This window comes from Pseudomonas sp. TH41, assembly GCF_016650695.1.
Classification (GTDB): Bacteria; Pseudomonadota; Gammaproteobacteria; order Pseudomonadales; family Pseudomonadaceae; genus Aquipseudomonas.
Map to the genome: position 1 here is coordinate 2,780,483 of NZ_JAEKFH010000003.1, position 22,623 is coordinate 2,803,105.

The window sequence follows — 22,623 nt, forward strand, 5'->3', positions numbered from 1 at the left end:
GGAAAGGCCTTGAAAGACCTACTGAATTTGCTGAAAAACCAGGGTCAAGTCGAAGAGTTCGACGCCATCCGTATTGGATTGGCATCGCCTGAGATGATCCGTTCGTGGTCGTTCGGTGAAGTTAAAAAGCCGGAAACCATCAACTACCGTACGTTCAAACCTGAGCGTGACGGCCTGTTCTGCGCCAAGATCTTTGGCCCGGTAAAGGATTACGAGTGCCTGTGCGGTAAGTACAAGCGCTTGAAGCACCGTGGTGTGATCTGCGAGAAGTGCGGCGTTGAAGTCGCACTGGCTAAAGTTCGTCGTGAGCGCATGGCGCACATCGAACTGGCCTCGCCAGTTGCCCACATCTGGTTCCTGAAATCGCTGCCGTCGCGTATCGGCTTGCTGATGGACATGACCCTGCGTGATATCGAACGCGTTCTCTACTTCGAGAGCTATGTCGTTATCGATCCAGGCATGACCACCCTTGAAAAAGGTCAGCTGCTGAACGATGAGCAGTACTTCGAAGCGCTGGAAGAGTTCGGCGACGATTTCGATGCCCGCATGGGTGCCGAAGCTGTCCGTGAGCTGCTGCACGCTATCGACCTGGAACACGAGATTGGCCGTCTGCGTGAAGAGATTCCGCAAACCAACTCCGAAACCAAAATCAAGAAGCTGTCCAAGCGTCTGAAGTTGATGGAAGCCTTCCAGGGTTCCGGCAACCTTCCAGAGTGGATGGTGCTGACCGTTCTGCCGGTTCTGCCGCCAGATCTGCGTCCACTGGTCCCGCTGGATGGCGGTCGCTTCGCGACTTCCGACCTCAACGATCTGTATCGTCGAGTGATCAACCGTAACAACCGCTTGAAGCGTCTGCTCGATCTGTCCGCTCCGGACATCATCGTGCGCAACGAAAAGCGTATGTTGCAGGAAGCCGTCGACGCACTGCTCGACAACGGTCGTCGTGGCCGCGCTATCACTGGTTCCAACAAGCGTCCTCTGAAATCCCTGGCTGACATGATCAAGGGTAAGCAAGGTCGTTTCCGTCAGAACTTGCTCGGTAAGCGTGTTGACTACTCCGGTCGTTCGGTAATTACCGTAGGTCCGACCCTGCGTCTGCACCAGTGCGGTCTGCCGAAGAAAATGGCTCTCGAGCTGTTTAAGCCGTTCATTTTCGGCAAGCTGGAAATGCGTGGTCTCGCTACCACCATCAAAGCTGCCAAGAAGATGGTCGAGCGTGAGCTGCCAGAGGTTTGGGACGTTCTCGCTGAAGTGATTCGCGAACACCCGGTTCTTCTCAACCGTGCACCGACCCTTCACCGTCTGGGTATCCAGGCGTTTGAGCCGGTACTGATCGAAGGTAAAGCTATCCAGCTGCACCCTCTGGTCTGTGCTGCGTACAACGCCGACTTCGACGGCGACCAAATGGCCGTGCACGTACCGCTGACACTGGAAGCCCAGTTGGAAGCGCGTGCGTTGATGATGTCGACCAACAACATTCTGTCGCCAGCCAACGGTGAGCCAATCATCGTTCCGTCGCAGGACGTTGTATTGGGTCTGTACTACATGACTCGTGAAGCGATCAACGCCAAGGGCGAAGGTCGTGTGTTCGCGGATCTGCAAGAAGTTGACCGTGTGTTCCGTGCCGGCGAAGCCGCACTGCACGCCAAGGTTAAAGTGCGGATCAACGAGACCGTTAACGATCGTGATGGCGGCAGCGTCAAGAACACCCGTATCGTCGACACCACCGTCGGCCGTGCGCTGTTGTTCCAGGTTGTTCCACCTGGCCTGTCGTACGACGTCGTCAACCAGCCGATGAAGAAAAAGGCGATCTCCAAGCTGATCAACCAGTGCTACCGCGTGGTTGGTTTGAAAGAGACCGTGATCTTCGCTGACCAGTTGATGTACACCGGTTTTGCCTATTCGACCATTTCCGGCGTTTCCATCGGTGTTAACGACTTCGTTATCCCGGATGAAAAAGCCCGCATCATCGGTGCTGCTACCGACGAAGTGAAAGAGATCGAAAGTCAGTACGCCTCCGGCCTGGTAACCCAGGGCGAGAAGTACAACAAAGTGATCGACCTTTGGTCCAAGGCGAACGACGAAGTTTCCAAGGCGATGATGGCCAACCTCTCGAAAGAGAAAGTCATCGATCGTCATGGTGTCGAAGTCGACCAGGAATCCTTCAACTCGATGTACATGATGGCCGACTCGGGCGCACGGGGTTCTGCTGCGCAGATCCGTCAGCTCGCCGGTATGCGTGGCCTGATGGCCAAGCCGGACGGTTCCATCATCGAAACGCCGATTACCGCGAACTTCCGTGAAGGTTTGAGCGTACTTCAGTACTTCATCTCTACTCACGGTGCTCGTAAAGGTTTGGCGGATACCGCGTTGAAAACTGCGAACTCCGGTTACCTGACTCGTCGTCTGGTAGACGTGGCGCAGGATCTGGTTGTGACCGAGATCGATTGCGGCACCGAGCATGGCCTGGTAATGACTCCGCACATTGAAGGCGGTGACGTTGTCGAGCCGCTGGGTGAGCGCGTATTGGGCCGTGTTATTGCCCGTGACGTGTTCAAGCCAGGTACCGAAGAAATCATCGTTCCTGCCGGTACGTTGGTAGACGAGAAGTGGGTCGAATTCATCGAGCTGAACAGCATCGACGAAGTGATCGTGCGTTCGCCGATCAGTTGCGAAACCCGCTATGGCATTTGCGCCAAGTGCTACGGCCGTGACTTGGCTCGTGGTCACCAGGTGAACATCGGTGAAGCGGTCGGCGTTATCGCTGCCCAGTCCATCGGTGAGCCGGGTACCCAGCTGACCATGCGTACGTTCCACATCGGTGGTGCGGCAAGCCGGACCTCCGCAGCCGACAGCGTTCAGGTGAAAAATGGCGGTACCGTCCGTCTGCATAACCTGAAGCACGTTGAGCGAGTGGATGGTTGCCTGGTTGCTGTGTCCCGTTCCGGTGAGCTGGCAATCGCTGACGACTTCGGTCGTGAGCGCGAGCGTTACAAGCTGCCGTACGGTGCTGTGATTTCGGTTAAAGAAGGTGACAAGGTCGACGCTGGCGCAATCGTGGCCAAGTGGGATCCGCACACTCACCCAATCGTTACTGAAATGAAAGGTACCGTGACCTACGTGGGCATGGAAGAAGGCATCACGATCAAGCGTCAGACTGACGAATTGACCGGTATGACCAACATTGAAGTACTCGACGCCAAAGACCGTCCAGCTGCCGGTAAAGATATCCGTCCTGCTGTGAAGATGGTTGATGACAACGGCAAGGATCTCTTGCTGCCGGGTACCGACGTAATTGCTCAGTACTTCCTGCCTGCCAACGCCCTTGTCGGTGTTGCGGACGGTGCGAAAATCGCGATCGGTGATGTTATCGCTCGTATTCCGCAAGAGACTTCGAAGACCCGTGACATCACCGGTGGTCTGCCGCGTGTTGCCGACTTGTTCGAAGCCCGTCGTCCGAAAGAAGCCTCGATTCTGGCTGAAGTCAGCGGCACCATCGCGTTCGGTAAAGAGACCAAAGGCAAGCGCCGTCTGGTTATCACCCCGAACGACGGTAGCGATCCGTACGAAGAGCTGATTCCGAAGTGGCGTCACCTGAACGTCTTCGAAGGCGAACAGGTAAACCGCGGCGAAGTTATCTCCGACGGTCCGAGCGATCCACACGACATCCTGCGTCTGTTGGGTGTCAGTGCGCTGGCCAAGTACATCGTGAACGAGATCCAGGACGTTTACCGTCTGCAAGGCGTGAAGATCAACGACAAGCACATCGAGACCATCCTGCGTCAGATGCTGCGTAAAGTTGAAATCGCTGAATCCGGCGATTCCAGTTTCATCAAGGGCGACCAGATGGAATTGACTCACGTTCTGGTAGAGAACGAGCGTCTGGCTGGCGACGAGAAATTCGTTTCCAAGTTCACTCGCGTGCTGTTGGGTATCACCAAGGCGTCGTTGTCCACCGAATCGTTCATCTCGGCGGCTTCCTTCCAGGAAACCACACGTGTACTGACCGAAGCGGCGGTAACCGGCAAGCGCGATTACCTGCGCGGCCTGAAAGAAAACGTAGTCGTGGGTCGTCTGATCCCGGCCGGTACCGGTCTGGCTTATCACAGCGAGCGCAAGCGCCGCCGTGAAGCTGACAAACCGTTGCGCGTAAGCGCCAGTGAAGTGGAAGCTGCACTGACCGAAGCACTGAACTCGAGTGGTAACTGAGTTCTGCGGTAAATAAGCGTGGGGCCCTGGCAGTTCCGCTCATCGAATCAAGACAAATTGTCGAGGTTGGATGAGGGGGGAGGTCGGGGCCTTGCCTTGACTGGGGACAAGATCCTCTTTAGACTCTTGTACCCCTAAATTTGGCGGGAATTCGTTCCTGCCATTTTGCTTTTCTTGCAAGACAATAGCGTCGCAAGACAACAGTGGAGCTAGTAGATGGCAACTATCAACCAGCTGGTACGTCAGCCGCGTAAGCGTATCGTCGAGAAATCCGACGTGCCTGCGCTGCAGAACTGCCCGCAACGTCGTGGCGTATGCACCCGTGTGTATACCACCACGCCGAAAAAACCTAACTCGGCACTGCGTAAAGTATGCCGTGTGCGTCTGACCAACGGTTTCGAGGTTTCCTCGTACATCGGCGGTGAAGGCCACAACCTGCAAGAGCACAGCGTCGTACTGATCCGTGGCGGTCGTGTAAAAGACTTGCCAGGTGTTCGTTACCACACCGTTCGCGGCTCTTTGGATACTTCCGGCGTTAAAGGTCGTAACCAAGGTCGTTCGAAGTACGGTACCAAGAAGCCTAAGTAGTAGTGGCTTTTTGTAAAAACTGATTTTCTATTTTTCTGAGTCGATAAGAGTAAGGTCGGAGGCGTCCCGTAAGGGCACCGATTCCGAGCGAACCTGAAGACCGTTTGAGGGCTTATCCATGCCAAGAAGACGCGTAGCAGCCAAGCGCGAAGTGCTTGACGATCCAAAATACGGAAGCCAAATTCTGGCCAAGTTCATGAACCACGTTATGGAAAGCGGCAAGAAAGCCGTTGCCGAGCGTATCGTTTATGGCGCGCTGGAAAAGGTTAAAGAACGCAAGAACAGCGATCCCCTGGAAATCTTCGAGAAAGCTCTCGACGCCATCGCTCCGCTGGTCGAAGTGAAGTCGCGCCGTGTAGGCGGTGCTACTTACCAGGTTCCGGTCGAAGTTCGCCCGTCCCGTCGTAACGCCCTGGCAATGCGCTGGTTGGTAGACTTCGCCCGCAAGCGCGGCGAGAAGTCTATGGCTCTGCGTTTGGCTGGCGAACTGTTGGACGCCGCTGAAGGTAAAGGTGCTGCAGTTAAGAAGCGTGAAGACGTGCACCGTATGGCTGAAGCCAACAAGGCTTTCTCGCACTACCGCTTCTAATTTTAGCGTCACTAATTTTGCGAGGGCTTTATGGCTCGTACAACACCGATTAACCGCTACCGTAACATCGGTATCGTTGCTCACGTGGATGCTGGTAAAACCACCACCACTGAGCGCGTCCTTTTTTACACCGGCAAAAGTCACAAAATGGGCGAGGTGCATGACGGCGCCGCGACCACAGACTGGATGGTGCAGGAGCAGGAGCGTGGTATTACCATTACTTCTGCTGCTATTACCGCCTTCTGGCAGGGTTCCGAGAAGCAGCACAAAGATCAATACCGCTTCAACGTCATCGATACCCCGGGCCACGTTGACTTCACTATTGAAGTTGAACGTTCCCTGCGTGTTCTCGACGGCGCGGTCGTTGTGTTCTGCGGTACCTCGGGTGTTGAGCCTCAGTCGGAAACCGTATGGCGTCAAGCCAACAAGTACGGCGTTCCACGTCTTGTTTACGTAAACAAGATGGACCGTGCTGGTGCAAACTTCCTGCGCGTGATCGGTCAGATCAAGCAGCGTCTGGGTCACACTCCGGTGCCAATCCAGTTGGCGATCGGTTCCGAAGACAACTTCCAGGGTCAGATCGATCTGATGGCCATGGAAGCTGTTTACTGGAACGACGCTGACAAAGGCATGGTTCCAGTTCGCAAGCCTATCCCTGCTGAACTGCAGGAACTGGCTGACGAGTGGCGCGGCAACATGGTTGAGGCTGCGGCTGAAGCCAGCGAAGAGCTGATGAACAAGTACCTCGAAGGTGAAGAACTCACCAACGAGGAAATCAAGGCCGCTCTGCGTCAGCGTACTATCGCTGGTGAGATCGTTCTGGCTGTTTGCGGTTCTTCCTTCAAGAACAAGGGTGTTCCCCTGGTTCTCGACGCCGTTATCGACTACCTGCCTGCGCCTGTTGATATTCCTGCCATCAAGGGTACTGACCCGGATGACGAGACTATCGATCTGGAGCGTCATGCAGACGACAACGAACCGTTCTCCGCTCTGGCATTCAAAATTGCCACCGACCCATTCGTGGGTACCTTGACCTTTGTTCGAGTTTACTCGGGCGTGTTGGCCTCCGGCGACGGCGTGATCAACTCGGTTAAAGGCAAGAAAGAGCGCGTGGGTCGTATGGTGCAAATGCACGCAAACGCCCGTGAAGAAATCAAGGAAGTACGCGCTGGTGACATCGCGGCCTTGATCGGCATGAAGGACGTCACCACTGGTGAAACTTTGTGCAACGCTGACAAGCCAATCATCCTGGTTCGCATGGACTTCCCGGAGCCGGTTATTTCGGTTGCCGTAGAGCCTAAGACCAAGGACGACCAGGAAAAAATGGGTATCGCTCTGGGCAAACTTGCTCAGGAAGATCCATCTTTCCGCGTCAAGACTGATGAAGAGACTGGTCAAACGATCATCTCCGGCATGGGCGAGTTGCACCTGGACATCCTGGTTGACCGGATGCGCCGTGAGTTCAACGTCGAAGCCAACATCGGTAAGCCTCAAGTTTCGTACCGTGAGCGCATCACGAAGAGCTGCGAAATTGAAGGCAAGTTCGTTCGTCAGTCCGGCGGTCGTGGCCAGTTCGGTCATTGCTGGATTCGTTTTGCTCCTGCTGACGAAGGTCAGGAAGGTCTGCAATTCCTGAACGAAGTAGTGGGTGGTGTGGTTCCTAAGGAATACATCCCGGCTATCCAGAAGGGTATCGAAGAGCAGATGAAGAACGGCGTTGTGGCCGGCTATCCGCTGATCGGCCTGAAGGCTACCGTGTTTGATGGTTCCTACCACGACGTCGACTCCAACGAGATGGCGTTTAAGGTGGCTGCTTCCATGGCAACCAAGCAACTGGCCCAGAAGGGCGGTGGTGAGTTGCTTGAGCCGATCATGGCGGTAGAGGTTGTTACACCTGAAGACTATATGGGTGACGTGATGGGCGACCTTAACCGTCGTCGCGGCATGATCCTGGGTATGGAAGACACGGTTTCCGGCAAAGTGATTCGCGCCGAGGTTCCGTTGGGTGAAATGTTCGGTTACGCAACCGACGTTCGTTCCATGTCCCAAGGTCGCGCAAGCTACTCTATGGAATTCAAAAAATACAATACAGCTCCGTCGCACATCGTCGAAACTGTTACCAAAAAACAAGGCTGATTCAGCCCCTTTAGGCTAGGAGTTAATTGTCGTGGCTAAAGAAAAATTTGACCGTACCCTCCCGCACGTCAACGTTGGCACCATCGGTCACGTCGACCACGGTAAAACCACGCTGACCGCTGCTCTGACTCGCGTCTGCTCCGAAGTTTTCGGTTCGGCTGTTGTTGCTTTCGATAAAATCGACAGCGCTCCAGAAGAAAAGGCTCGTGGTATCACCATCAACACCGCGCACGTTGAATACAACTCGCTGATCCGTCACTACGCTCACGTTGACTGCCCAGGTCACGCTGACTATGTGAAGAACATGATCACCGGTGCTGCTCAAATGGACGGCGCTATCCTGGTTTGCTCGGCCGCTGATGGTCCGATGCCACAAACCCGTGAGCACATCCTGCTGTCCCGTCAGGTTGGCGTTCCGTACATCGTTGTCTTCCTGAACAAGGCTGACATGGTTGACGACGCTGAGCTGCTGGAACTGGTTGAGATGGAAGTGCGCGATCTGCTGAGCACTTACGACTTCCCAGGTGACGACACTCCGATCATCATCGGTTCGGCTCTGATGGCTCTGAACGGCCAAGACGACAACGAAATGGGCACCACTGCCGTTCGTAAACTGGTTGAGACTCTGGACAGCTACATCCCAGATCCAGTCCGTGTTATCGACAAGCCGTTCCTGATGCCAATCGAAGACGTATTCTCGATCTCCGGTCGCGGTACTGTTGTAACTGGTCGTATCGAGCGCGGTATCGTCAAGGTTCAAGATCCACTGGAAATCGTTGGTCTGCGTGACACTACCGTCACCACCTGCACCGGTGTTGAAATGTTCCGTAAGCTGCTCGACGAAGGTCGTGCTGGCGAGAACTGCGGCGTTCTGCTGCGTGGTACCAAGCGTGACGACGTTGAGCGTGGCCAGGTTCTGGTTAAGCCGGGTTCGGTTAAGCCGCACACCAAGTTCGAAGCTGAAGTCTACGTTCTGAGCAAGGAAGAAGGCGGTCGTCACACTCCGTTCTTCAAAGGCTACCGTCCACAGTTCTACTTCCGTACTACTGACGTGACTGGTAACTGCGAGCTGCCAGAAGGCGTTGAAATGGTAATGCCAGGCGACAACATCAAAATGGTTGTCACCCTGATCAAGACCATCGCAATGGAAGACGGTCTGCGTTTCGCTATCCGTGAAGGCGGTCGTACCGTCGGCGCTGGCGTCGTAGCCAAAATCATCGAGTAAGCTCTTTTTGAGTAAGCTTCGATGAATTGAAGAGGCCCCCGCTTAGCGGGGGCTTTTTTATTGGGTTGACACCTATCTGGGGCGTCTATAGAATTGCGCCTCCTTTTAACGGGCGTATTGCGCTCGGTGGGAATAGCAGCCGGAGTCTGAAATCCAATGCAAAATCAGCAAATCCGTATCAGGTTGAAGGCTTTTGACCATCGCCTGATCGACCAATCCACCCAGGAAATCGTGGAAACCGCGAAACGTACTGGTGCTCAAGTGCGTGGTCCAATTCCACTGCCTACCCGTAAAGAGCGGTTCACCGTTCTGGTCTCCCCGCACGTCAACAAAGACGCGCGTGACCAGTACGAGATCCGTACTCATAAGCGCGTTCTGGACATCGTCCAGCCAACGGATAAAACCGTTGATGCTCTTATGAAGCTTGATCTTGCGGCCGGTGTGGAAGTGCAGATCAGCCTCGGCTAAGACTCGGTCTTAGTCGTGTAACGCTCTGAAATGGGCGGCCATAGCGGGTGAAAGCCCCGTACACTCATGAGGTTTACAACATGACTATTGGTGTAGTCGGTCGTAAATGCGGTATGACCCGTATTTTCACCGAAGAAGGTGTCTCCATTCCGGTCACGGTCATTGAGATCGAGCCGAATCGCGTCACCCAGTTCAAAACTGAAGAGACCGATGGCTATCGTGCAGTGCAAGTCACTGTAGGCGAGCGTCGTGCTTCGCGTGTTACAGCTGCTCAGGCTGGCCACTTCGCTAAAGCGAACGTTGCCGCTGGTCGTACCGTAATGGAATTCCGTCTTGAAGAAGGCGAGTACCAGGCCGGCGATCTGATCAACGCTGAAATCTTCGCCGCTGGTCAACTGGTTGATGTAACCGGTCAGTCCAAGGGTAAAGGCTTCCAGGGTACGATCAAGCGTTGGAACTTCCGCGGGCAAGATAATACCCACGGTAACTCCGTGTCCCACCGCGTTCCAGGCTCTATCGGCCAGTGCCAGACTCCTGGTCGTGTATTCAAGGGCAAAAAAATGTCCGGTCATATGGGCGCTGAGCGCGTGACCGTGCAGTCCCTCGAAGTAGTGCGCGTGGACGCTGAACGCAATCTGTTGTTGGTCAAGGGCGCTGTTCCTGGCGCTACTGGCGGCAACTTGGTTGTACGTCCAGCAGCCAAGGCTCGCGGTTAAGGGGAAGCTGACATGCAATTAAATGTAAATGACGCTCAAGCGATCGAAGTTTCCGAACTGACATTTGGCGGCGAATTCAACGAGACGCTGGTTCACCAAGCAGTCGTGGCCTACATGGCCGGCGGCCGTCAAGGTAGCAAGCAGCAAAAGACCCGTTCCGACGTTCGTGGTGGCGGTAAGCGCCCATGGCGTCAGAAAGGTACTGGCCGTGCTCGTGCCGGTACTATCCGTAGCCCAATCTGGCGCGGCGGCGGTACCACTTTCGCAGCTCGTCCTCAGGATCACACCCAGAAGCTGAACAAGAAGATGTATCGCGCAGCAATGCGTTCCATCCTTGCTGAGCTGGTGCGTACTGATCGTCTGGTTGTGGTTCAGGACTTCGCTGTTGATGCACCGAAGACCAAAGATCTGCTGAACAAACTGACCGGCATGGGCCTGACTGACGTCTTGATCGTGTCTGAAGTGGTTGATCAGAACCTGTACCTGGCTGCTCGTAACCTGCCACACGTTGATGTACGTGACGTGCAAGGTTCCGATCCAGTTAGTCTGATCGCATACGACAAGGTGTTGATCACCGTGTCGGCCGTGAAGAAATTCGAGGAGCTGCTGGGATGAACCAGGAACGCGTATTTAAAGTTCTGCTTGGCCCGCACGTTTCCGAGAAGGCTACGGTTCTGGCTGACAAAAAAGGCCAGTTCGTTTTCAAGGTTGCAACTGACGCAACCAAGCTGGAAATCAAGAAGGCCGTCGAAAGCCTGTTCAGCGTGAAAGTAGAGCGTGTTACTACCCTGAATGTTCTGGGTAAGAGCAAGCGCACTGCTCGCGGTCTGGGCAAGCGTAATGACTGGAAGAAGGCAGTTATCTCCCTTCAACCAGGCCAAGATCTCGATTTCAGCAGCAGTGCTGAGTAAGGAAGGGGTGCATCATGGCAATCGTTAAATGCAAACCGACTTCCCCTGGCCGCCGTTTTGTGGTCAAGGTGGTCAACCAGGAGCTGCATAAAGGCGCTCCTCACGCACCGCTGCTCGAGAAAAAATCGAAGACTGGTGGTCGTAACAACAATGGTCGCATTACCACTCGTCACATCGGTGGTGGCCATAAGCAGCATTATCGTCTGGTCGATTTCCGTCGCAACGACAAAGATGGCATCTCTGCCACTGTCGAGCGTATTGAATACGATCCAAACCGTACTGCTCACATCGCTCTGCTGCTGTACGCAGATGGCGAGCGTCGCTACATCATCGCCCCTAAAGGCGTGAGTGCTGGCGACCAGCTGATCGCAGGTGCTCTGGCACCGATCAAGCCGGGCAACGCTCTGCAACTGCGTAACATTCCAGTTGGTAGCACCGTACACGGCATCGAATTGAAGCCAGGTAAAGGCGCGCAAATCGCTCGTTCCGCTGGTGCTTCGGCTCAGCTGATCGCTCGTGAAGGTGTCTACGTGACCCTGCGTCTGCGTTCTGGTGAGATGCGTAAAGTGCTGGCTGAATGCCGCGCGACCCTGGGTGAAGTCTCGAACTCCGAGCACAGCCTGCGTTCGCTGGGTAAAGCTGGTGCCAAACGCTGGCGTGGCGTTCGCCCAACCGTTCGTGGTGTTGCCATGAACCCGGTTGACCACCCACATGGTGGTGGTGAAGGTCGTACCTCTGGTGGTCGTCATCCGGTATCGCCATGGGGCTTCCCGACTAAGGGCGCGAAGACTCGTGGTAATAAGCGTACCGACAAAATGATCGTCCGTCGTCGCAAGTAAATAGAGGGATACGACAGTGCCACGTTCTCTGAAAAAAGGTCCTTTTATTGATCTTCACCTACTGAAGAAGATCGAAGTGGCGGCGGAAAAGAACGATCGCAAACCAGTTAAGACCTGGTCGCGCCGTTCCATGATCCTGCCACAAATGGTCGGTTTGACCATTGCTGTGCATAACGGTCGTCAACATGTTCCAGTTCTCGTGAACGAAGACATGGTCGGCCACAAACTAGGCGAGTTTGCCGGTACCCGCACATATCGTGGGCACGTGGCAGACAAGAAAGCCAAGCGTTAAGGGGTAAGGAACGATGGAAGTAGCCGCTAAGTTGTCGGGCGCTCGAATCTCCGCCCAGAAAGCCCGCTTGGTCGCCGACCAGATCCGCGGGAAGAAGGTGGGCGAAGCGCTCAACCTGTTGGCTTTCAGCAGTAAGAAAGCCGCCGAGATCATGAAGAAAGTGCTGGAGTCGGCCGTAGCCAACGCCGAGCATAACGAAGGCGCAGACGTTGATGACCTTAAAGTCAGCACCGTTTTCGTCAACGAAGGGCGTTCGCTGAAGCGAATCATGCCACGTGCCAAAGGCCGTGCTGATCGCATCGTCAAGCGGTCTTGCCATATCACTGTCAAGGTTGCTGACAAGTAACGGAGTCGAAGAGATGGGTCAGAAAGTACATCCCATTGGCATTCGCCTGGGAATCGTCAAGGAGCACACCTCCGTCTGGTACGCAGACGGTCGGACTTATGCGGACTATTTGTTCGCTGATCTGAAGGTGCGTGAGTATCTCCAAGACAAACTAAAAAGCGCGTCCGTAAGCCGTATCGATATCCATCGTCCGGCTCAAACTGCACGTATCACCATCCACACCGCTCGTCCAGGTATCGTTATCGGGAAGAAAGGTGAAGATGTTGAGAAACTGCGTCAGGACCTGACCAAACAAATGGGTGTGCCTGTGCACATCAATATCGAAGAAATCCGCAAGCCGGAACTCGACGGTATGTTGGTTGCGCAGAGCGTAGCTCAGCAGCTGGAGCGTCGCGTAATGTTCCGTCGCGCTATGAAGCGCGCTGTACAGAACGCCATGCGCATTGGTGCCAAAGGCATCAAAATCCAAGTGAGCGGTCGTCTCGGCGGTGCTGAAATCGCACGTACTGAATGGTATCGCGAAGGTCGTGTGCCACTGCACACCCTGCGTGCCGACATCGACTATGCCAACTACGAAGCTCACACCACTTACGGTGTGATCGGTGTAAAGGTTTGGATCTTCAAAGGCGAAGTAATTGGTGGTCGCCAAGAAGAACTGAAACCACAAGCACCAGCGCCTCGTAAAAAAGCTGCTAAGTAAGGGGTACGCCAAATGTTGCAACCAAAGCGTACGAAGTTCCGCAAGCAGATGACAGGCCACAACCGTGGTCTGGCTCAGCGCGGTAGCAAAGTCAGCTTCGGCGAGTTCGCGCTGAAGTCTGTAGCTCGTGGTCGTCTCACCGCTCGTCAGATCGAGTCAGCGCGTCGTGCTCTGACCCGTCACGTTAAACGTGGCGGCAAGATCTGGATCCGTGTATTCCCGGACAAGCCTATTTCCAAAAAGCCACTCGAAGTTCGGATGGGTAAAGGTAAGGGTAGTGTGGAGTACTGGGTTGCCCAGATTCAGCCAGGCAAAGTCCTGTATGAAATCGAGGGTGTAACTGAAGAGCTGGCGCGTGAGGCTTTTGCCCTGGCTGCTGCAAAGCTGCCGCTCGCCACCGCCTTTGTTAAACGGACGGTGATGTGATGAAAGCGAATGAACTTCGTGAAAAAGACGCGCCGCAGCTTAACGAGCAACTGCTCGGCCTGCTGCGCGACCAGTTCAATCTGCGCATGCAGAAAGCAACTGGCCAGTTGGGGCAGTCTCACCTGCTCCGGCAAGTTAAGCGTGACATCGCTCGCGTGAAGACTGTGCTCAAACAGCAGGCAGGTAAGTAATCATGGCTGAAGCCGAAAAAACCGTCCGTACGCTGACTGGCCGTGTTGTCAGCGACAAAATGGACAAGACCATCACCGTTCTGATCGAGCGTCGCGTAAAGCACCCGATCTACGGTAAATACGTTAAGCGTTCGACTAAGCTGCACGCGCACGACGAAACCAATCAGTGCCACATCGGCGACAAAGTCACTATTCGTGAAACTCGTCCGCTGGCCAAGACCAAGTCTTGGGCATTGGTTGATGTTCTCGAACGCGCTGTGGAAGTCTAAGGACTAGGGGTCGGAGAAATTATATGATTCAGACTCAATCCATGCTCGATGTGGCCGATAACAGCGGCGCACGCCGCGTTATGTGCATCAAGGTGCTGGGTGGCTCCCATCGTCGTTACGCTGGTATCGGTGACATCATCAAAGTTACCGTGAAGGAAGCAATTCCTCGCGGTAAAGTGAAAAAAGGCCAAGTGATGACTGCTGTTGTAGTCCGCACTCGTCACGGCGTACGTCGTGCTGATGGCTCCATTATCCGCTTTGATGGCAACGCTGCTGTTCTTCTGAACAACAAGCAAGAGCCGATCGGCACCCGTATCTTTGGGCCAGTGACCCGTGAACTTCGTACTGAGAAGTTCATGAAGATCGTCTCGCTCGCCCCAGAAGTGCTGTAAGGAGATCCGACATGCAAAAGATTCGTCGTGACGACGAGATCATCGTGATCGCCGGCAAAGACAAAGGTAAGCGCGGTAAGGTGCTTAAGGTTCTCGCTAATAACCGTCTGGTTATTGGTGGTCTGAACCTGGTTAAGCGTCATACCAAGCCTAACCCGATGTCGGGCGTACAAGGCGGTATCGTCGAAAAAGAAGCTCCACTGGACGCTTCTAACGTCGCCATTTTCAACGGCGAAACCAACAAGGCTGACCGCGTTGGTTTCAAAGTAGAAGACGGCAAGAAAATTCGTGTCTTCAAGTCGACCCAAAAAGCGGTTGATGCTTGAACACTGCTAGGTAGAAGACCATGGCACGACTAAAAGAGATTTACTGGAAGGAAATCGCACCGAAGCTTAAGGAAGAACTTAAGCTTTCGAACGTGATGGAAGTTCCACGCGTTACCAAAATCACCCTGAACATGGGTCTGGGCGAAGCGGTCGGTGACAAAAAAGTCATCGAGCACGCTGTTGCTGACCTGGAAAAGATCACCGGCCAGAAAGTCGTTGTGACCTACGCTCGGAAATCCATCGCTGGCTTTAAAGTCCGTGAAGGTTGGCCGATCGGCGTCAAAGTGACCCTGCGCCGTGAGCGTATGTACGAGTTCCTGGATCGTCTGCTGTCGATCTCCCTGCCTCGGGTTCGCGACTTCCGCGGCCTGAATGCCAAGTCCTTCGATGGTCGTGGTAACTACAGCATGGGCGTTAAAGAGCAGATCATCTTCCCGGAAATCGACTACGACAAGATCGATGCTCTCCGCGGTCTGGACATTACCCTGACCACCACTGCCAAGAACGATGATGAAGGTCGCGCGCTGCTGCGTGCTTTCAAATTCCCGTTCCGCAACTGATTGGAGTAGGAAAATGGCCAAGATGAGCATGAAAAACCGCGAGCTGAAGCGTCAGCTCACGGTTGCCAAGTACGCCAAAAAGCGTGCAGCACTGAAAGCTATCATCGTTGATCTGAACGCAAGTCCAGAAGCGCGTTGGGAAGCTACAGTAGCTCTGCAGAAGCAGCCACGTGACGCAAGCGCTTCGCGCATGCGTAACCGCTGCCGCCTGACCGGTCGTCCACACGGCGTTTACCGCAAGTTCGGCCTCGGCCGTAACAAATTGCGTGAAGCTGCAATGCGTGGTGACGTACCTGGTCTGGTTAAAGCCAGCTGGTAAGCACTGTCAAAGTCTCGGTGCTCAGGATCGCAAGATCCTGACCGCCGGTGACCTTGAACTTGAATCAAGCCCCTTTTGGGGCTTGATTCATTTGTGGGGTGTGTCTAGAATACCCGGCTCGCCTGAGCCCGTGCTTTTTTCGCATGGATGAGCTCGGCGACACGTAGTAGCCGCAAGGCTAATTTTTTTGTATTAGGAGCGTCTAGCCCATGAGTATGCAGGACCCGTTAGCGGACATGCTAACTCGAATCCGTAATGCCCAGATGGCTGAAAAGTCCGTCGTAAGCATGCCATCTTCTACTTTGAAGGTAGCTGTTGCCAAAGTCCTGAAGGACGAAGGTTACATTGCGGGTTATCAGATCAGCAGCGAAATCAAACCACTGCTGTCCATCGAGCTGAAGTACTTCGAAGGCCGTCCGGTCATCGAAGAAGTGAAGCGCGTTAGCCGTCCAGGCCTGCGTCAGTACAAGTCCGTCGATGATCTGCCAAAAGTTCGTGGCGGTCTCGGTGTGTCTATCGTCTCCACCAACAAAGGTGTGATGACGGATCGTGCTGCGCGCGCTGCCGGTGTCGGCGGCGAAGTTCTTTGCACTGTGTTCTAAGGGGGGATAAGCATGTCACGCGTCGCTAAGAACCCCGTTAAGCTGCCAGCCGGTGTCGAAGTAAAATTCGCAGGCCAACAGCTTTCGGTGAAGGGTGCCAAGGGCACTCTCGAACTGAACATCCATTCGTCCGTTGAGATCGTTGAAGAAGCTGGTGAGCTGCGTTTCGCTGCTCGCAATGGCGATCAACAAACTCGCGCAATGGCTGGTACCACTCGTGCGTTGGTAAACAACATGGTCCAAGGCGTAAGCCAAGGCTTCGAGCGCAAGCTCCAGCTGGTCGGTGTTGGTTACAAAGCGCAAGCAAAAGGCACAGTGCTGAACCTGGCTCTTGGCTTCTCGCACCCAGTGGATTATGAACTGCCGGAAGGCATCACCGCTGAGACTCCTAGCCAAACCGACATCCTGATTCGGGGTATCGATAAGCAGCTGGTAGGTCAAGTGGCCGCCGAGATCCGCGACTTCCGTCCACCAGAGCCGTACAAAGGCAAAGGTGTGCGCTACGCGGACGAAGTCGTCCGTCGTAAAGAAGCCAAGAAGAAGTAGGGCATAGCAAATGACCGACAAAAAAGTTACTCGACTGCGTCGCGCTCGCAAAGCACGCCTGAAAATGCACGAACTCGAAGTCGTGCGTCTCTGCGTGTTCCGCTCGTCGCAGCACATCTACGCCCAGGTCATTTCGGCCGACGGCAACAAAGTCCTGGCATCTGCCTCGACTTTGGATAAAGAACTGCGTGATGGCGCCACTGGCAACATCGACGCGGCCACTAAGGTTGGCCAGCTGGTCGCTACGCGTGCTAAAGCCGCTGGCGTCTCGCAGGTGGCTTTCGACCGCTCTGGCTTCAAGTACCACGGCCGCGTCAAGGCGCTGGCTGATGCTGCTCGTGAAGCTGGGCTGGAGTTCTAAGTTATGTCAAATAACGACCAAAAGCGCGACGAAGGCTACATTGAGAAGCTGGTTCAAGTTAACCGCGTAGCCAAAACCGTAAAAGGCGGCCGTATCTTCACTTTCACCGCGTTGACCGTGGTTGGTGATGGTAAAGGGCGTGTTGGCTTCGGCCGTGGCAAGTCACGTGAAGTGCCTGCTGCGATTCAGAAGGCAATGGAAGCTGCTCGCCGCAACATGATCCAAGTTGATCTGAACGGCACCACTCTGCAGTACGCAATGAAGTCCGGTCACGGCGCTTCGAAGGTGTACATGCAGCCTGCTTCTGAAGGTACCGGTATCATCGCTGGCGGCGCTATGCGTGCTGTCCTCGAAGTTGCTGGCGTTCAGAACGTTCTGGCCAAGTGCTACGGCTCGACTAACCCGGTAAACGTGGTTCACGCCACTTTCAAAGGTTTGAAAGCTATGCAGTCTCCTGAGTCCATTGCCGCCAAGCGTGGCAAAAGCGTCAAGGAGATCTTCTGATCATGGCTACCGTTAAAGTTACGCTGATCAAAAGCATGACCGGCCGCATCCCTAACCACAAACTGTGCGTTAAGGGTCTGGGTCTGCGTCGCATCGGTCACACTGTAGAAGTACTTGATACTCCCGAGAATCGCGGGATGATCAACAAGGCTTACTACATGCTGCGTGTCGAGGGTTAATCGATGAAACTCAATGATCTGAGTCCAGCGCCGGGTTCCCGTCGCGAAAAGCATCGTCCGGGCCGTGGTATCGGTAGTGGTTTGGGTAAGACCGGTGGCCGTGGCCACAAAGGTCAATCCTCCCGCTCCGGTGGCACCATTGCTCCAGGCTTTGAAGGCGGTCAACAGCCGCTGCATCGTCGCCTGCCGAAGTTCGGTTTCGTTTCCCTGAAGGCCATGGATCGCGCAGAAGTGCGTTTGTCCGAGCTGGCTAAAGTGGAAGGCGACATCGTCACCGTGCAGTCCTTGAAAGATGCCAACGTGATCAACGTCAACGTACAGCGTGTGAAAATCATGCTGTCCGGCGAAGTTACTCGCGCTGTTACCATCGGAAAGGGAATCGGCGCCACCAAAGGTGCGCGTGCGGCTATCGAAGCAGCTGGCGGCAAGTTCGAGGAATAAATGGCTAAGCAAGGTGCTCTCTCTGCGCTCGGCAAAGGCGGTATGTCTGAACTCTGGGCTCGTCTGCGTTTTCTGTTCCTGGCGATTATCGTCTACCGAATAGGCGCACACATCCCGGTTCCAGGTATCAACCCGGACCGACTCGCGGACCTGTTTCGACAGAATGAGGGGACCATTCTTAGCTTGTTCAACATGTTTTCTGGCGGCGCGCTGGAACGGATGAGCATCTTTGCACTGGGGATCATGCCGTACATTTCGGCATCGATCATCATGCAACTGATGACCGCCGTCAGCCCGCAGCTGGAGCAGTTGAAGAAGGAAGGTGAAGCTGGCCGTCGCAAGATCAGCCAGTACACCCGCTACGGCACTGTCGTCCTAGCTCTCGTTCAGGCCATTGGCATGTCCATTGGTCTGGCAGGGCAGGGCGTTGCGTTCACTGGTGACTTTGGCTTCCATTTCGTCGCGGTATCCACATTTGTGGCTGGTGCGATGTTCATGATGTGGCTGGGTGAGCAGATTACTGAGCGTGGTGTTGGCAACGGTATCTCGATGTTGATTTTTTCGGGTATCGTCGCCGGTCTTCCGAGAGCGATCGGGCAGTCTTTCGAGTCTGCGCGTCAGGGTGATATCAACATCTTCGCCCTGGTTGCCATCGGTTTGCTGGCAGTAGCGATTATCGGTTTCGTGGTGTTCATTGAGCGTGGCCAGCGTCGTATTGCTGTTCATTACGCCAAGCGTCAGCAGGGCCGCAAGGTCTTCGCTGCGCAGACTAGCCACTTGCCGCTGAAGGTGAACATGGCCGGTGTTATTCCGGCCATTTTCGCGAGCAGCATTTTGCTGTTCCCGGCTTCGTTGGGTGCCTGGTTCGGCCAGTCTGAAGGTATGGGCTGGTTGCAGGACATCTCGCAGTCGATCGCTCCTGGTCAGCCGTTGAATATTCTGCTGTTTAGTGCAGGGATTATTTTCTTCTGCTTCTTCTATACGGCGTTGATGTTCAATCCGAAAGACGTAGCGGAAAACCTGAAGAAGTCCGGTGCCTTTATTCCGGGCATCCGTCCAGGTGAGCAGTCTGCGCGCTACATTGATGGCGTTCTGACTCGCTTGACCATGTTCGGTGCTCTTTACATGACGGCCGTGTGCTTGCTTCCCCAGTTCCTGGTGGTTGCGGCAAACGTACCGTTCTACCTTGGCGGGACCTCGTTGCTGATCGTCGTCGTGGTTGTGATGGACTTCATGTCCCAAGTACAATCGCACCTCGTTTCGCACCAGTACGAATCCCTGATGAAGAAAGCCAACCTGAAGGGTTACGGCAGCGGCATGTTGCGCTGAGTACCCATAAGGTTCGAGGAGTTGGTGATGAAAGTTCGTGCATCGGTGAAAAAGCTGTGCCGTAACTGCAAGATTATTCGCCGCGAAGGTGTTGTTCGAGTAATTTGCAGCGCGGAACCGCGTCACAAACAGCGCCAAGGCTGAGTGTGATTGTGCTTCAAGCCCGGTAGCTAGTGCGCTACCGGGTTGATTATTTGTTATTACAGCGATATTATCTCGCGCCCTATTTCTTGGCTTCCGGGGCGTAGGTAGCTGTCAATTGGAGTCCCACTGAATGGCCCGTATTGCAGGCGTTAACATTCCAGATAACAAGCATACTGTTATCTCGCTGACCTACATCTATGGTGTTGGTCGCACTACTGCACAGAAGATCTGTGCAGTGACTGGGGTAAACCCAGCCGCAAAGATCAAGGATCTGAGCGACGAGCAGATTGAACAGCTGCGTGGCGAAGTGGCGAAGTTCACCACTGAAGGTGACCTGCGTCGCGAAATCAACATGAAAATCAAGCGTTTGATGGACCTCGGTTGCTATCGCGGTCTGCGTCATCGTCGTGGTCTTCCAGTGCGCGGTCAGCGTACCAAGACTAACGCGCGTACCCGTAAAGGTCCGCGTAAGCCGATCCGCAAGTAATCGCCCCAGCGAATCGACAGGAAATTAATCATGGCTAAACCTGCTGCTCGTCCTCGTAAAAAAGTCAAAAAGACAGTGGTTGATGGCATCGCCCACATCCACGCGTCTTTTAACAACACAATCGTGACCATCACCGACCGTCAAGGCAACGCTCTTTCCTGGGCTACCTCCGGTGGTTCGGGTTTCCGCGGTTCCCGCAAGTCCACCCCGTTTGCTGCTCAAGTAGCTGCTGAACGTGCTGGTCAAGCTGCGCTGGAATACGGTCTGAAAAACCTCGACGTTAACGTCAAAGGTCCAGGCCCAGGTCGTGAATCTGCAGTCCGCGCTTTGAACGGCTGTGGCTACAAGATCGCCAGCATCACCGACGTGACGCCAATCCCGCACAACGGGTGCCGTCCGCCGAAGAAGCGCCGCGTGTAATCCAGGAGATTGTAAAGAATGGCTCGTTACATTGGTCCAAAATGCAAACTCGCTCGTCGCGAAGGCACCGATCTCTTTCTGAAGAGCGGCGTGCGCGCGATCGAATCGAAGTGCAACATCGAAGCAGCACCTGGTATCCACGGCCAACGCCGCGGTCGCCAGTCCGATTACGGCACCCAACTGCGTGAAAAGCAGAAGGTGCGTCGTATCTACGGCGTTCTCGAGCGTCAATTCAGCGGCTACTACAAAGAAGCTGCTGGCAAGAAAGGTGCAACCGGTGAAAACCTGCTGCAACTGCTCGAATGCCGTCTGGACAACGTTGTATACCGTATGGGTTTTGGCTCTACTCGTGCCGAATCCCGTCAGCTGGTATCGCACAAATCCGTCAGCGTTAACGGTCAGACCGTAAACGTGCCGTCGTACCAGGTTCGTGCTGGTGACGTGGTCGCGATTCGCGAGAAAGCAAAGAACCAACTTCGCATTGTCCAAGCTCTCGATCTGTGTGCCCAACGTGGCCGCGTAGAATGGGTAGAAGTAGACACTGAGAAGAAGTCGGGCGTTTTCAAGAACGTTCCTGCTCGCAGTGATCTGTCCGCCGACATCAACGAAAGCCTGATTGTCGAGCTCTACTCCAAGTAAGGGCTAGAAAATAGGTGCATCCATGCAGATTTCGGTAAATGAGTTCCTGACACCCCGCCATATTGATGTGCAGGTTGTCAGTCCAACCCGCGCCAAGATCACTCTCGAGCCTCTCGAGCGTGGTTTCGGCCACACCCTGGGCAACGCGCTGCGCCGCATCCTGTTGTCCTCAATGCCCGGCTGTGCAGTAGTCGAGGCCGAGATTGACGGTGTGCTCCATGAGTACAGCGCGATCGAAGGCGTACAGGAAGACGTAATTGAAATCCTGTTGAACCTTAAAGGTCTGGCTATCAAGCTGCACGGTCGTGACGAAGTTACGCTGACCTTGTCGAAGAAGGGTTCGGGGGTGGTTACCGCTGCCGATATTCAGCTGGATCATGATGTCGAGATCGTTAACCCCGATCACGTAATCGCTAACCTGGCGTCTAACGGCGCCCTGAACATGAAGCTCACCGTAGCTCGTGGTCGTGGTTATGAACCGGCAGACTCGCGTCAGAGCGATGAAGACGAAAGCCGCAGCATCGGTCGCTTGCAGCTTGACTCTTCGTTCAGCCCGGTTCGCCGTATCGCATACGTGGTGGAAAACGCCCGTGTCGAGCAGCGTACTAACCTGGACAAGCTGGTTATTGATCTGGAAACCAACGGTACCCTGGATCCTGAAGAGGCTATCCGTCGTGCTGCAACCATTCTGCAACAGCAGTTGGCTGCGTTCGTCGATCTCAAAGGTGACAGTGAGCCAGTGGTTGTCGAGCAGGAAGACGAGATCGATCCGATCCTGCTTCGCCCGGTTGACGATCTGGAACTGACTGTACGTTCGGCTAACTGCCTTAAGGCGGAAAACATCTACTACATCGGTGACCTGATTCAGCGTACCGAAGTAGAGCTGTTGAAGACTCCGAACCTTGGCAAGAAATCCTTGACTGAAATCAAGGACGTTCTGGCCTCCCGCGGTCTGTCCCTCGGCATGCGCCTCGACAACTGGCCGCCTGCAAGTCTTAAGAAGGACGACAAGGCGACTGCCTGATCGTCGTAATCACCGAACGTTGTGTTTGGTAAGGAATGAACCATGCGTCATCGTAAAAGTGGTCGTCACCTGAGCCGCACTAGCTCGCACCGCAAGGCCATGTTTCAAAACATGGCAGTGTCGCTGTTCGAGCACGAGCTGATCAAAACTACACTGCCGAAAGCTAAAGAACTGCGTCGCGTTGCTGAGCCGCTGATCACTTTGGCCAAGACAGACAGCCTGGCTAACCGCCGTCTGGCTTTCGACCGTACTCGTTCGAAAGCTATCGTTGGTAAGCTCTTCAACGACCTGGGCAAGCGTTACGCTACCCGTGAGGGTGGCTACCTGCGCATCCTCAAGTGCGGTTTCCGCACTGGCGACAACGCGCCTATGGCGTACGTCGAGTTGGTTGATCGTCCTGCCGGTGGTGAAGCTGTATCCGCTGAGTAAGACGTCAGTCTGAAAC

The 22,623-nt window shown here is 54.6% G+C and carries 33 protein-coding genes; all 33 read left to right on the forward strand.

Translation table 11 applies throughout. The annotated features are described in order from the left end of the window. Positions 1-9 precede the first annotated feature (9 nt). The 33 genes from rpoC to rplQ all read left to right on the forward strand — a co-directional run bounded on the left by rpoC (position 10) and on the right by rplQ (position 22,607). On the forward strand, positions 10-4,209 hold the full coding sequence (gene rpoC / locus JFU37_RS15340) for a DNA-directed RNA polymerase subunit beta' (protein WP_038981300.1): 4,200 nt from the start codon (positions 10-12) through the stop codon (positions 4,207-4,209). Positions 4,210-4,425: 216 nt separating this feature from the next. After that, a complete protein-coding gene (gene rpsL / locus JFU37_RS15345; RefSeq protein WP_002555494.1) occupies positions 4,426-4,797 on the forward strand; it encodes a 30S ribosomal protein S12 in 372 nt (123 codons plus the stop codon). Between the two features lie 118 nt (positions 4,798-4,915). Further along, positions 4,916-5,386, forward strand: coding sequence for a 30S ribosomal protein S7 (gene rpsG, locus JFU37_RS15350; protein WP_002555493.1), 471 nt, complete (start codon positions 4,916-4,918; stop codon positions 5,384-5,386). A gap of 30 nt (positions 5,387-5,416) precedes the next feature. Beyond that, a complete protein-coding gene (gene fusA, locus JFU37_RS15355; protein ID WP_201116051.1) occupies positions 5,417-7,522 on the forward strand; it encodes an elongation factor G in 2,106 nt (701 codons plus the stop codon). A gap of 31 nt (positions 7,523-7,553) precedes the next feature. Further along, positions 7,554-8,747, forward strand: a complete 1,194-nt coding sequence (gene tuf / locus JFU37_RS15360) for an elongation factor Tu (protein ID WP_007896660.1) — start codon at positions 7,554-7,556, stop codon at positions 8,745-8,747. 156 nt (positions 8,748-8,903) lie between these two features. Continuing rightward, on the forward strand, positions 8,904-9,215 hold the full coding sequence (rpsJ, locus tag JFU37_RS15365; protein ID WP_003186070.1) for a 30S ribosomal protein S10: 312 nt from the start codon (positions 8,904-8,906) through the stop codon (positions 9,213-9,215). Positions 9,216-9,295: 80 nt separating this feature from the next. Next, complete coding sequence (gene rplC, locus JFU37_RS15370; RefSeq protein WP_003186059.1) at positions 9,296-9,931, forward strand: 50S ribosomal protein L3; 636 nt, start codon at positions 9,296-9,298, stop codon at positions 9,929-9,931. A gap of 12 nt (positions 9,932-9,943) precedes the next feature. Beyond that, on the forward strand, positions 9,944-10,546 hold the full coding sequence (rplD, locus tag JFU37_RS15375) for a 50S ribosomal protein L4 (RefSeq protein ID WP_007896707.1): 603 nt from the start codon (positions 9,944-9,946) through the stop codon (positions 10,544-10,546). Next, entirely contained in the window at positions 10,543-10,842 is a 300-nt protein-coding gene (gene rplW, locus JFU37_RS15380; protein WP_002555488.1) for a 50S ribosomal protein L23, read from the forward strand. The genes rplD and rplW overlap by 4 nt, the downstream gene beginning before the upstream one ends. A gap of 14 nt (positions 10,843-10,856) precedes the next feature. Then, positions 10,857-11,681, forward strand: a complete 825-nt coding sequence (gene rplB / locus JFU37_RS15385; RefSeq protein ID WP_003176423.1) for a 50S ribosomal protein L2 — start codon at positions 10,857-10,859, stop codon at positions 11,679-11,681. Between the two features lie 16 nt (positions 11,682-11,697). Continuing rightward, complete coding sequence (rpsS, locus tag JFU37_RS15390) at positions 11,698-11,973, forward strand: 30S ribosomal protein S19 (RefSeq protein ID WP_002555486.1); 276 nt, start codon at positions 11,698-11,700, stop codon at positions 11,971-11,973. Positions 11,974-11,986: 13 nt separating this feature from the next. Further along, positions 11,987-12,319 (forward strand): 50S ribosomal protein L22, encoded by a 333-nt coding sequence (rplV, locus tag JFU37_RS15395; RefSeq protein WP_003103908.1) that lies wholly within the window; start codon positions 11,987-11,989, stop codon positions 12,317-12,319. Positions 12,320-12,332: 13 nt separating this feature from the next. Then, positions 12,333-13,019: a 30S ribosomal protein S3 gene (gene rpsC, locus JFU37_RS15400; RefSeq protein WP_003176422.1), complete on the forward strand. Its 687-nt coding sequence runs from the start codon at positions 12,333-12,335 to the stop codon at positions 13,017-13,019. A gap of 12 nt (positions 13,020-13,031) precedes the next feature. Continuing rightward, a complete protein-coding gene (rplP, locus tag JFU37_RS15405; protein WP_008145497.1) occupies positions 13,032-13,445 on the forward strand; it encodes a 50S ribosomal protein L16 in 414 nt (137 codons plus the stop codon). Beyond that, positions 13,445-13,636, forward strand: a complete 192-nt coding sequence (rpmC, locus tag JFU37_RS15410; protein ID WP_008030901.1) for a 50S ribosomal protein L29 — start codon at positions 13,445-13,447, stop codon at positions 13,634-13,636. The genes rplP and rpmC overlap by 1 nt, the downstream gene beginning before the upstream one ends. Before the next feature lie 2 nt (positions 13,637-13,638). Then, the gene (rpsQ, locus tag JFU37_RS15415; RefSeq protein ID WP_003176419.1) at positions 13,639-13,905 is read left to right on the forward strand and encodes a 30S ribosomal protein S17; all 267 of its coding nucleotides are present in this window, start codon (positions 13,639-13,641) and stop codon (positions 13,903-13,905) included. A gap of 23 nt (positions 13,906-13,928) precedes the next feature. Continuing rightward, positions 13,929-14,297, forward strand: coding sequence for a 50S ribosomal protein L14 (gene rplN, locus JFU37_RS15420; protein ID WP_002555479.1), 369 nt, complete (start codon positions 13,929-13,931; stop codon positions 14,295-14,297). Positions 14,298-14,308: 11 nt separating this feature from the next. Then, positions 14,309-14,623 carry a 50S ribosomal protein L24 gene (rplX, locus tag JFU37_RS15425; RefSeq protein WP_003176416.1) on the forward strand — a complete coding sequence of 105 codons (315 nt, stop codon included), beginning with the start codon at positions 14,309-14,311 and terminating at the stop codon, positions 14,621-14,623. A gap of 20 nt (positions 14,624-14,643) precedes the next feature. Further along, entirely contained in the window at positions 14,644-15,183 is a 540-nt protein-coding gene (gene rplE / locus JFU37_RS15430) for a 50S ribosomal protein L5 (RefSeq protein ID WP_003176415.1), read from the forward strand. Between the two features lie 13 nt (positions 15,184-15,196). Beyond that, the gene (gene rpsN, locus JFU37_RS15435) at positions 15,197-15,502 is read left to right on the forward strand and encodes a 30S ribosomal protein S14 (RefSeq protein WP_003176414.1); all 306 of its coding nucleotides are present in this window, start codon (positions 15,197-15,199) and stop codon (positions 15,500-15,502) included. 209 nt (positions 15,503-15,711) lie between these two features. Beyond that, positions 15,712-16,104 (forward strand): 30S ribosomal protein S8, encoded by a 393-nt coding sequence (rpsH, locus tag JFU37_RS15440; protein WP_003186040.1) that lies wholly within the window; start codon positions 15,712-15,714, stop codon positions 16,102-16,104. A gap of 12 nt (positions 16,105-16,116) precedes the next feature. After that, complete coding sequence (rplF, locus tag JFU37_RS15445; protein WP_007896774.1) at positions 16,117-16,650, forward strand: 50S ribosomal protein L6; 534 nt, start codon at positions 16,117-16,119, stop codon at positions 16,648-16,650. Positions 16,651-16,660: 10 nt separating this feature from the next. After that, positions 16,661-17,011 carry a 50S ribosomal protein L18 gene (gene rplR, locus JFU37_RS15450; protein WP_003186037.1) on the forward strand — a complete coding sequence of 117 codons (351 nt, stop codon included), beginning with the start codon at positions 16,661-16,663 and terminating at the stop codon, positions 17,009-17,011. 3 nt (positions 17,012-17,014) lie between these two features. Further along, the gene (gene rpsE / locus JFU37_RS15455) at positions 17,015-17,515 is read left to right on the forward strand and encodes a 30S ribosomal protein S5 (protein WP_007943782.1); all 501 of its coding nucleotides are present in this window, start codon (positions 17,015-17,017) and stop codon (positions 17,513-17,515) included. A gap of 2 nt (positions 17,516-17,517) precedes the next feature. Further along, complete coding sequence (gene rpmD / locus JFU37_RS15460; RefSeq protein WP_003186033.1) at positions 17,518-17,694, forward strand: 50S ribosomal protein L30; 177 nt, start codon at positions 17,518-17,520, stop codon at positions 17,692-17,694. 3 nt (positions 17,695-17,697) lie between these two features. After that, positions 17,698-18,135, forward strand: coding sequence for a 50S ribosomal protein L15 (gene rplO, locus JFU37_RS15465; RefSeq protein WP_007896782.1), 438 nt, complete (start codon positions 17,698-17,700; stop codon positions 18,133-18,135). Next, positions 18,136-19,464 (forward strand): preprotein translocase subunit SecY, encoded by a 1,329-nt coding sequence (gene secY, locus JFU37_RS15470; protein WP_003228718.1) that lies wholly within the window; start codon positions 18,136-18,138, stop codon positions 19,462-19,464. It abuts the gene before it with no gap. 27 nt (positions 19,465-19,491) lie between these two features. After that, positions 19,492-19,608: a 50S ribosomal protein L36 gene (gene rpmJ / locus JFU37_RS15475; RefSeq protein WP_002555468.1), complete on the forward strand. Its 117-nt coding sequence runs from the start codon at positions 19,492-19,494 to the stop codon at positions 19,606-19,608. Positions 19,609-19,738: 130 nt separating this feature from the next. Further along, complete coding sequence (gene rpsM / locus JFU37_RS15480) at positions 19,739-20,095, forward strand: 30S ribosomal protein S13 (protein ID WP_003186020.1); 357 nt, start codon at positions 19,739-19,741, stop codon at positions 20,093-20,095. 30 nt (positions 20,096-20,125) lie between these two features. After that, entirely contained in the window at positions 20,126-20,515 is a 390-nt protein-coding gene (rpsK, locus tag JFU37_RS15485) for a 30S ribosomal protein S11 (RefSeq protein WP_002555466.1), read from the forward strand. An 18-nt stretch (positions 20,516-20,533) separates the two neighbouring features. Then, positions 20,534-21,154: a 30S ribosomal protein S4 gene (rpsD, locus tag JFU37_RS15490; protein WP_003210056.1), complete on the forward strand. Its 621-nt coding sequence runs from the start codon at positions 20,534-20,536 to the stop codon at positions 21,152-21,154. Positions 21,155-21,176: 22 nt separating this feature from the next. Continuing rightward, on the forward strand, positions 21,177-22,178 hold the full coding sequence (locus tag JFU37_RS15495) for a DNA-directed RNA polymerase subunit alpha (protein ID WP_003186012.1): 1,002 nt from the start codon (positions 21,177-21,179) through the stop codon (positions 22,176-22,178). 42 nt (positions 22,179-22,220) lie between these two features. Next, positions 22,221-22,607, forward strand: a complete 387-nt coding sequence (gene rplQ, locus JFU37_RS15500) for a 50S ribosomal protein L17 (protein ID WP_008145500.1) — start codon at positions 22,221-22,223, stop codon at positions 22,605-22,607. The last annotated feature ends 16 nt before the right edge of the window (positions 22,608-22,623 follow it).

Bases quoted from the DNA above. Each gene is read 5' to 3' on its own strand.
- rpsL (WP_002555494.1), top strand. From the start codon at position 4,426: ATGGCAACTATCAACCAGCTGGTACGTCAGCCGCGTAAGCGTATCGTC.
- rpsG (WP_002555493.1), top strand. From the start codon at position 4,916: ATGCCAAGAAGACGCGTAGCAGCCAAGCGCGAAGTGCTTGACGATCCA.
- fusA (WP_201116051.1), top strand. From the start codon at position 5,417: ATGGCTCGTACAACACCGATTAACCGCTACCGTAACATCGGTATCGTT.
- rpsJ (WP_003186070.1), top strand. From the start codon at position 8,904: ATGCAAAATCAGCAAATCCGTATCAGGTTGAAGGCTTTTGACCATCGC.
- rplC (WP_003186059.1), top strand. From the start codon at position 9,296: ATGACTATTGGTGTAGTCGGTCGTAAATGCGGTATGACCCGTATTTTC.
- rplD (WP_007896707.1), top strand. From the start codon at position 9,944: ATGCAATTAAATGTAAATGACGCTCAAGCGATCGAAGTTTCCGAACTG.
- rplW (WP_002555488.1), top strand. From the start codon at position 10,543: ATGAACCAGGAACGCGTATTTAAAGTTCTGCTTGGCCCGCACGTTTCC.
- rplB (WP_003176423.1), top strand. From the start codon at position 10,857: ATGGCAATCGTTAAATGCAAACCGACTTCCCCTGGCCGCCGTTTTGTG.
- rplV (WP_003103908.1), top strand. From the start codon at position 11,987: ATGGAAGTAGCCGCTAAGTTGTCGGGCGCTCGAATCTCCGCCCAGAAA.
- rpsC (WP_003176422.1), top strand. From the start codon at position 12,333: ATGGGTCAGAAAGTACATCCCATTGGCATTCGCCTGGGAATCGTCAAG.
- rplP (WP_008145497.1), top strand. From the start codon at position 13,032: ATGTTGCAACCAAAGCGTACGAAGTTCCGCAAGCAGATGACAGGCCAC.
- rpmC (WP_008030901.1), top strand. From the start codon at position 13,445: ATGAAAGCGAATGAACTTCGTGAAAAAGACGCGCCGCAGCTTAACGAG.
- rpsQ (WP_003176419.1), top strand. From the start codon at position 13,639: ATGGCTGAAGCCGAAAAAACCGTCCGTACGCTGACTGGCCGTGTTGTC.
- rplN (WP_002555479.1), top strand. From the start codon at position 13,929: ATGATTCAGACTCAATCCATGCTCGATGTGGCCGATAACAGCGGCGCA.
- rplX (WP_003176416.1), top strand. From the start codon at position 14,309: ATGCAAAAGATTCGTCGTGACGACGAGATCATCGTGATCGCCGGCAAA.
- rplE (WP_003176415.1), top strand. From the start codon at position 14,644: ATGGCACGACTAAAAGAGATTTACTGGAAGGAAATCGCACCGAAGCTT.
- rpsN (WP_003176414.1), top strand. From the start codon at position 15,197: ATGGCCAAGATGAGCATGAAAAACCGCGAGCTGAAGCGTCAGCTCACG.
- rpsH (WP_003186040.1), top strand. From the start codon at position 15,712: ATGAGTATGCAGGACCCGTTAGCGGACATGCTAACTCGAATCCGTAAT.
- rplF (WP_007896774.1), top strand. From the start codon at position 16,117: ATGTCACGCGTCGCTAAGAACCCCGTTAAGCTGCCAGCCGGTGTCGAA.
- rplR (WP_003186037.1), top strand. From the start codon at position 16,661: ATGACCGACAAAAAAGTTACTCGACTGCGTCGCGCTCGCAAAGCACGC.
- rpsE (WP_007943782.1), top strand. From the start codon at position 17,015: ATGTCAAATAACGACCAAAAGCGCGACGAAGGCTACATTGAGAAGCTG.
- rpmD (WP_003186033.1), top strand. From the start codon at position 17,518: ATGGCTACCGTTAAAGTTACGCTGATCAAAAGCATGACCGGCCGCATC.
- rplO (WP_007896782.1), top strand. From the start codon at position 17,698: ATGAAACTCAATGATCTGAGTCCAGCGCCGGGTTCCCGTCGCGAAAAG.
- secY (WP_003228718.1), top strand. From the start codon at position 18,136: ATGGCTAAGCAAGGTGCTCTCTCTGCGCTCGGCAAAGGCGGTATGTCT.
- rpmJ (WP_002555468.1), top strand. From the start codon at position 19,492: ATGAAAGTTCGTGCATCGGTGAAAAAGCTGTGCCGTAACTGCAAGATT.
- rpsM (WP_003186020.1), top strand. From the start codon at position 19,739: ATGGCCCGTATTGCAGGCGTTAACATTCCAGATAACAAGCATACTGTT.
- rpsK (WP_002555466.1), top strand. From the start codon at position 20,126: ATGGCTAAACCTGCTGCTCGTCCTCGTAAAAAAGTCAAAAAGACAGTG.
- rpsD (WP_003210056.1), top strand. From the start codon at position 20,534: ATGGCTCGTTACATTGGTCCAAAATGCAAACTCGCTCGTCGCGAAGGC.
- JFU37_RS15495 (WP_003186012.1), top strand. From the start codon at position 21,177: ATGCAGATTTCGGTAAATGAGTTCCTGACACCCCGCCATATTGATGTG.
- rplQ (WP_008145500.1), top strand. From the start codon at position 22,221: ATGCGTCATCGTAAAAGTGGTCGTCACCTGAGCCGCACTAGCTCGCAC.